Origin of the sequence: Mesorhizobium sp. M0239, from assembly GCF_040321815.1 — a bacterium.
Lineage (GTDB): Bacteria > Pseudomonadota > Alphaproteobacteria > Rhizobiales > Rhizobiaceae > Mesorhizobium.
This window is the reverse complement of sequence record NZ_JAMYSG010000044.1, coordinates 38,081-44,080: the sequence shown is the minus strand read 5'-3', so window position 1 is coordinate 44,080 and position 6,000 is coordinate 38,081. Positions and strand designations below refer to the sequence as shown.

The following is a 6,000-nucleotide window of genomic DNA, read 5'->3' as shown; positions in this document are numbered from 1 at the left end:
GGCCTCCAATCCAGCCAGCATCTTGAATCACAAACATCCGGCTTTGGGAATCCTACGATTCTCTCAAAATAGGAATCGCTCTAGTGCTCGATCGGTCCCTTGGCCATCACAAGCGCCGTGCCGGCGGTGGTCGGACGCTCGATCATACGCCGCACGCGCGGCGGTTCGTCGCCGCTGTGCAGGGCCCGCACGCGTTCGCCGATGACGGCGTCGGCATGGGTGATGCGTCCATTGTGCCTGATATATTCGATCCAGGTCGGCGTGTGATAATGCTCGATCCATACGGTGGGATTCTCGAGATCGCGTGCCAGCGTCCAGTTGCGGGCGCCGTCACGACGGCGGATGCGGCCGCGTTCGGCCATGATGGCGAGGAACTCCGGTTCGTCCTCGTGCCGGATCACATACTCGATCATGATGGCGATGGGACCACTGCGCGGCTTCAGGTCAAGCGCAAGGTGCGGTTCCTTGAAGCGATTGAGCGGGTCGAGGTTGAGCACCTGCTGTTGCGGCAGCGGGAGCAAAAGGCCGATGGCGCCGCCGGCCAGCATGGCGACGCTGGCTGCGATCAGCGCGGTTTCGGCGCCGTGCGCATCGGCGACGACACCCCAGATCCAGCTGCCGAGCGCGATGCCGCCGAAAGTCGCGGTCTGGTAGACCGACAGCACCCGGCCGACCACCCAGCGCGGCGTCGCCATCTGCACCGTGACGTTGAAATGCGAAAGCGCGATCACCCAGCAGGCGCCGCCGACAAGCAGGCCGAGCGACGTCTGCCAGGCATGCTGGCTGACGGCGGCATTGAAGGCGCAGACAGCGAAGCCGGCAAAAGCACAGCGCACCATCGTCTCGCTAGACAGCAACTGCCGCAGCCTGACGCTGATCAAGGCGCCGCCGACCGCGCCGATGCCGAAGGCGCCGAGCATGATGCCATAGGTCAGCGCATCGCCCTTGACGACATCGCGCGCCACCAGAGGCAGCAACGCAAGCACAGCGCCTGCACTGAAGCCGAACGCAGCTCCCCTGACCAGCACCTTGCCGATGTTGGGCGACATGGCGACATAGCGCAGGCCGGCGCCCATGGCGGCCCCCAGCGACTCGCGCGGCAAGGTCGACATGGGCACGTCCGGCTTCCAGCGCGCCAGCACGACGATCAGGCCGATATAGCTCACCGCGTTCGCCGCGAAGGCGGCCGCCGCACCGGCCGCGGCGACAATGATGCCGCCGATCGCCGGACCGACGCTGCGCGTCAGGTTAAAGCCCATCGAATTGAGGGCGACGGCCGCCGGCACCTTGTTGCGGGGTACGATATCGCCGACGGAGGCTTGCCATGACGGGCTGTTGAGCGCGGTGCCGCTGTCGATCAGGAAGGTGAAGGCAAGCAGCGTCCATGGCGTGATCAGGCCGGAATAAGTGAACACGGTCAGGAGCACCGACACCACCAGCATGAAGGTCTGGGCGACCAGCATCACCTTGCGCCGGTCGAAACTGTCGGCGATGGCGCCGGCTACGAGTGCAAACAGCATGATCGGCAAGGTGGTCGAAGCCTGGACCAGGGCCACCTGATAGGGCGAGGTGGCGATCGTGGTCATCATCCAGGCGGCGCCGACACCCTGGATCAGGCCACCGAAATTCGAGACGAGACTTGCGCCCCATACGGCGCGGAAAATGCCGTGACGGAAGGGCGCCAGCGCCGAGACGCTCTCGCTGTCCGGCTTTTCGTCAATCATTTGGGGTTCCTGCCATGTCGTGCCTGCTCGTCAGACAATCCGTTTGCGCAGACCGTTTGCCGAAAGTAGGGCATGGCGCCGCAAAGGGCAAAAAAGCTCATGGTCCAACAATGGGATAGAGGCGGTCCAGGCCTTGTCCGCCGTGGGTCCGGAGGTGCCGCGGGGATCGGCGGCTCTGTCTTCAGACAATTGCGAACGGCATGCCGCGGCACACCATCCTGGAACAGGTTCAGAATCCGTTCTGGATGCGCTCGAAGATGACGTTGGTGAAGGCCGATATCTGGCTGCCGATGAAGGGGCCGGTCAGCGCCACCACCAGCATGATGGCGACGATTTTCGGCACAAAGGTCAAGGTGATCTCCTGCACCTGCGTCAGCGCCTGGATGAGGGCGATGCCGATGCCGACCACCATGGCGACCAGCACCACCGGAGCCGACGCGACGAGCACCGTCCACACCGCATACTGGACGATGTCGAGAGCGTCGGCCTCATTCATGGGACTGGCTCTCTGCCGAAAGCGTCAGCTTGCTGCCTTGACCGAAACTCCCGGACCGACCGCGACTTCGGTGCCGTTCTGCAGCACGGCGATGAGACCGTTGCTGGCGAGGCGCACCGAAGCCACGGTGCCCGTCGTCAGGCCGTCGGCGGAGGTTATCGAGCGCCCGATCAGTGCGTCGGCCTGCGACAGCGCCGAGGACTGCATGATCTGATTGAGCTTGGTGTTGGTCTGCACCGATTGCTCGACCTGAGAGAAGGTGGCGAGCTGGGCGACATATTGCGTCGAATCCATCGGCTTGGTTGGATCCTGGTTCTTCATCTCGGCGATCAGAAGCTTCAGGAACGACTGGTAGTCGACCGCTGTCTTCGAGGTCGACGCCGTGGCCTGATTGGCGCCGGTCGGAATCGTCGTCGTCATGTCCACGTTCATCAGTATCGTGCTCCCACAGCCAACGGGCGCTCGGCACCCGAAACATCGTCATTACCACCCAGCGCGCGGCGTTCGAGCGGATAAAGCGCGCGGATCGCCTTCAGCGCCTCGTAGATATGATCCTCGCCGACCATGCGGTCGATCTGTTTCAGCGCGCTGCAGATCTGGGTGTCCTCGAAGCTTGCCAGAAGCAGCGGCAGCGAACGGCGGAACATGTCGCGTGCGGCGGCGGCGCCGGCCGGGTTCATCAGCATGACCTGCAGGATGAAATAAAGCTGCTTGAGCGGCGTCGAGGCATCGTCGGCCTGAATCACGTGGCTTTCGAGCAGGAACTGGACGTCGTTCATCAATTCGACGGTGACCTTGCGGTCGACCCGGATGACGGCGCCGTTGATGTAGATCTTTTCGTTCGGCTTCAGCGATATCTTCAGCGTGTTGGTCATTGAATGCCGTCCCTGATGATCTGGGACACCTCGATCAACCCTTCGAAATTGTTGGTGCGGCCCTGACGGATGTCCTCCGCCTCGCGCAGCAGCCACAGGCCGATGGAAATGAGGTTGGCGCGCAGTTCCTTGGGCAGGGCGTTGTCGCTGGAGCCAAGATCCTCGACGAAGGCGGTCCAGACGCGGTTGGTGAAGTGAAGCGCCTCGATCGCCTCCATCGAATCGTGGCCGGCCGCTGCTGCCGCCGCCAGCATGTCGATCGAGCGGGTCAGAAGCTCCCGCTCGCGGTCCTTCGCGTCGGCAACGGAGTTGCTCTGGATGTCGGCGTAGGAGAATTGGTACATCGTTGGGGCTCTACCGTTCCGTTAAGCGTTGTCAGGTCAGGTAATTCAACAGGCTGAGCTGCTGCAGGCGTGCGGTCAACGCGAAAGACGTTTCGATGTGCTGTGTCAGGTCCGCGACCCGTGTCGCGGCTGCCGCCGGATCGACGGCTTCCAGATCGAGAATGTGCCGTTCGAAAAGGTCGACCTGCGTTTTCATCCGATCGTTGGCATCGGAAACCCGCTTCTGGACGATGCCGGTCTCGGATTGAAGCTGGCCAATGCCGCTCAGCGCTTCGCCAACCAATGTGGTCGAGCGGCTGACAACCGTATTCTTCGCCGCCTGGCTGATGTTGCTGGACATCAGGCTGCTGACCATGGCTGCCGCCATGGCGAGTTTCTGAATGCCATCGCTGTTGGCGCTGGTCGAAGTCGGTGTGGTTTCGTTGAGTGCGATGCGGCTGACGATCTGCTGGTCGGTGGCGTTCGACCAGTTGCCTTGCCAACCCGCGCCCGTGAACTGCGGCACGACATCATTGGTGATGAAATCGTCCATCTGGGCAGCCGTGATGTTGGCCGCTGCCGGGTCGTCCTGGGTGAAACCGAAATTGGTGAGGAAAGCGGTATCGAATGCAGCCTTGGCAGGAGAGCCGGCAGCGGTGAAATCGTTGATCGGCTTGACGTCTGTGTTGGTGCCGGCAAACAGATATTCACCATTAACGCTGGTGTTGAGGATCGAGGTCAGCTGCTGGATGGTCGCCTTGCCGGAGTCCCGGGTGAGGCTGTTGGACGAGTCGCTCGAGGAAGCGGTGGTCAGGGCGGACAGGAAGGTCTGCGCGGCGGTGGAGAGCTGACCAAGCGAGGTCTGCGTCGAGGAAAGCCGGGCGCCGACCAGGCCGTTGGAATCGATGATGACGTTGAGCCGGTCAAGATCGCGCTGGAAGGTGACGGCCTGGGTGGTGCGCCCACCGAGAGCCAGGCCGACGTCAGCGACCCGGCCCGTCGAGGATTCTTTGGTGGCTTTGACGAGTTCGGCCTGCATGCGCATCTGCTGGGAGCGCATGGCATTGGAGATTGCGGCCGAGGAGACTGAAGTCATGGAATTATCCCACCGCGTTGAGCAAGGCCGTCAACATGTCGTCGACGGTTTTCATCATCCGGGCTGATGCCTGGTAGGTGTGTTCGAGGTCGAGCAGCAGCGACATTTCCTGGTCGACATTGACCCCGGTCGCGTTGGACAGCGCCTCGGCGCTGCGCGATGCCAGTGCTTCCTTGGCGTCGGAGGCGGTCGAAGCCTGCTGGCGCACGCTCTCGAACCAACCGATCGAACTGGCGGCGTAGTCGGATACGCTGGAGGTTGCCGAAACGCCGGCGGCGGGGTCGAAAGTCATCGGCTGGTCGAGCCGGTCGCCATAGGCAACCAGAAGGGTGGAATAGGACGCGCCGCCGCCCGTGTTGGCGACATAGGCCGCACCGTTGGCACCGCCGTCGCGCAGCAGCGTCGGGTTGCCGCCGGTGCTCGGGTCCATCGCTGCATTGACGCTGATGGACGCGGCAAGGCCGGTGACCAGCGTGCCGGCGGCCGGCACGGCCGGCGCTCCCGACCAGGTGAACAGGCCGGCGGCATTGGCCATCGAGGGTGCGGTCTCGGCAAAAGCGGTGATCAGGCCACGCGCGGTCTCATCGAGCTGGCTCTGCATGGTCGAGGCGACGCCGTCGCGCAATTGCAGCAGGCCGGCAAGCGTGCCGCTGGCGCTGGTGTTGCCGCCGGCTCCCGCCGAGATCGGCACGTTGTCGATGTAAACGGCATTGCCGGCGGCACCCGCGGTATAGCCTGCCGACGCCGCGAAGGTGACCGTGCGCGGTATCGTCTCGAACAAAGTCGTGCCGTCACCGGTGGTGATGACCATGTCATTGTCGCCTCGCGTGAAGGTCGACACCGGGACATAGTTCGAAATCTTCTTCAAAAGCGCGTCGCGCTGGTCGAGCGCATCGGAAACGTCGGTGCCGGAACGGGTTCCGGACATGACCGCCGTGTTGGCGTCCTGGAACTGGCTGAGCAGCGAGTTCAGGTCATCGACGGCGGTGGCGATCTGGCCGTCGGTCTGGGTGCGGAAATCCTGGACTGCCTTGGAGCCCTCATTGAGCGAGCGCACGACCTGCTTGGCGGCGTCGATGACCGAGGCGCCGAGGTTCTGGTTCGACGGCGAGGTGGCGTAGAGCTGCAGCGCCTGCTGCAGGTTGGCGATCGCGGTCGAGGGCGAGGACGCATTGTCGACGCCATTGACCGCAACGCCCAGCTGATCCATGCCGCTGTAGAGCGCGTTCTGCCCGCTCCAGGCCGACAGCGCGCCGAGATTCTGGCGAAACAAAAGCTCGTTGGCTGCGCGCTGGATATCGACCGAACGCGCGCCCGGCGCCGTGCTGGTGACGACGGCCTGACGCCGTGAATAGTCCGGGTTGGAGGCGTCGGCCACGTTGCGCGAGACAACGCTGGTCTGTCGCGCGGTGTTCATAAGCGCCGACTGGGCGATACTCAATGCGGTAGACAGTGACATGCGGGTCTTTCGCGGGCGACGCCCGTC

The 6,000-nt window shown here is 63.6% G+C and carries 7 protein-coding genes; all 7 read right to left on the bottom strand.

Annotated features, from left to right (window positions below; all coding sequences use genetic code 11):
- Positions 1-80: 80 nt before the first annotated feature.
- Positions 81-1,724, bottom strand: coding sequence for an MFS transporter (locus NKI99_RS30970; protein ID WP_128303092.1), 1,644 nt, complete (start codon positions 1,722-1,724; stop codon positions 81-83).
- A gap of 229 nt (positions 1,725-1,953) precedes the next feature.
- The gene (gene fliQ / locus NKI99_RS30965; RefSeq protein WP_013529773.1) at positions 1,954-2,220 is read right to left on the bottom strand and encodes a flagellar biosynthesis protein FliQ; all 267 of its coding nucleotides are present in this window, start codon (positions 2,218-2,220) and stop codon (positions 1,954-1,956) included.
- Positions 2,221-2,244: 24 nt separating this feature from the next.
- The gene (flgD, locus tag NKI99_RS30960) at positions 2,245-2,652 is read right to left on the bottom strand and encodes a flagellar hook assembly protein FlgD (RefSeq protein WP_013529774.1); all 408 of its coding nucleotides are present in this window, start codon (positions 2,650-2,652) and stop codon (positions 2,245-2,247) included.
- Complete coding sequence (gene flbT, locus NKI99_RS30955; RefSeq protein WP_023810019.1) at positions 2,652-3,095, bottom strand: flagellar biosynthesis repressor FlbT; 444 nt, start codon at positions 3,093-3,095, stop codon at positions 2,652-2,654. The genes flgD and flbT overlap by 1 nt, the downstream gene beginning before the upstream one ends.
- Positions 3,092-3,439: a flagellar biosynthesis regulator FlaF gene (flaF, locus tag NKI99_RS30950; RefSeq protein WP_023810018.1), complete on the bottom strand. Its 348-nt coding sequence runs from the start codon at positions 3,437-3,439 to the stop codon at positions 3,092-3,094. Before flaF ends, flbT begins: the two co-directional genes overlap by 4 nt.
- A gap of 31 nt (positions 3,440-3,470) precedes the next feature.
- Positions 3,471-4,514, bottom strand: coding sequence for a flagellar hook-associated family protein (locus NKI99_RS30945; protein ID WP_023810017.1), 1,044 nt, complete (start codon positions 4,512-4,514; stop codon positions 3,471-3,473).
- Positions 4,515-4,518: 4 nt separating this feature from the next.
- Positions 4,519-5,973, bottom strand: a complete 1,455-nt coding sequence (gene flgK, locus NKI99_RS30940) for a flagellar hook-associated protein FlgK (RefSeq protein ID WP_128303090.1) — start codon at positions 5,971-5,973, stop codon at positions 4,519-4,521.
- Between the last annotated feature and the right edge of the window lie 27 nt (positions 5,974-6,000).

Coding starts and splice junctions, on each gene's coding strand:
- flaF (WP_023810018.1), bottom strand. CDS start 3,439: ATGTACCAATTCTCCTACGCCGACATCCAGAGCAACTCCGTTGCCGAC.
- fliQ (WP_013529773.1), bottom strand. CDS start 2,220: ATGAATGAGGCCGACGCTCTCGACATCGTCCAGTATGCGGTGTGGACG.
- NKI99_RS30945 (WP_023810017.1), bottom strand. CDS start 4,514: ATGACTTCAGTCTCCTCGGCCGCAATCTCCAATGCCATGCGCTCCCAG.
- NKI99_RS30970 (WP_128303092.1), bottom strand. CDS start 1,724: ATGATTGACGAAAAGCCGGACAGCGAGAGCGTCTCGGCGCTGGCGCCC.
- flgK (WP_128303090.1), bottom strand. CDS start 5,973: ATGTCACTGTCTACCGCATTGAGTATCGCCCAGTCGGCGCTTATGAAC.
- flbT (WP_023810019.1), bottom strand. CDS start 3,095: ATGACCAACACGCTGAAGATATCGCTGAAGCCGAACGAAAAGATCTAC.
- flgD (WP_013529774.1), bottom strand. CDS start 2,652: ATGAACGTGGACATGACGACGACGATTCCGACCGGCGCCAATCAGGCC.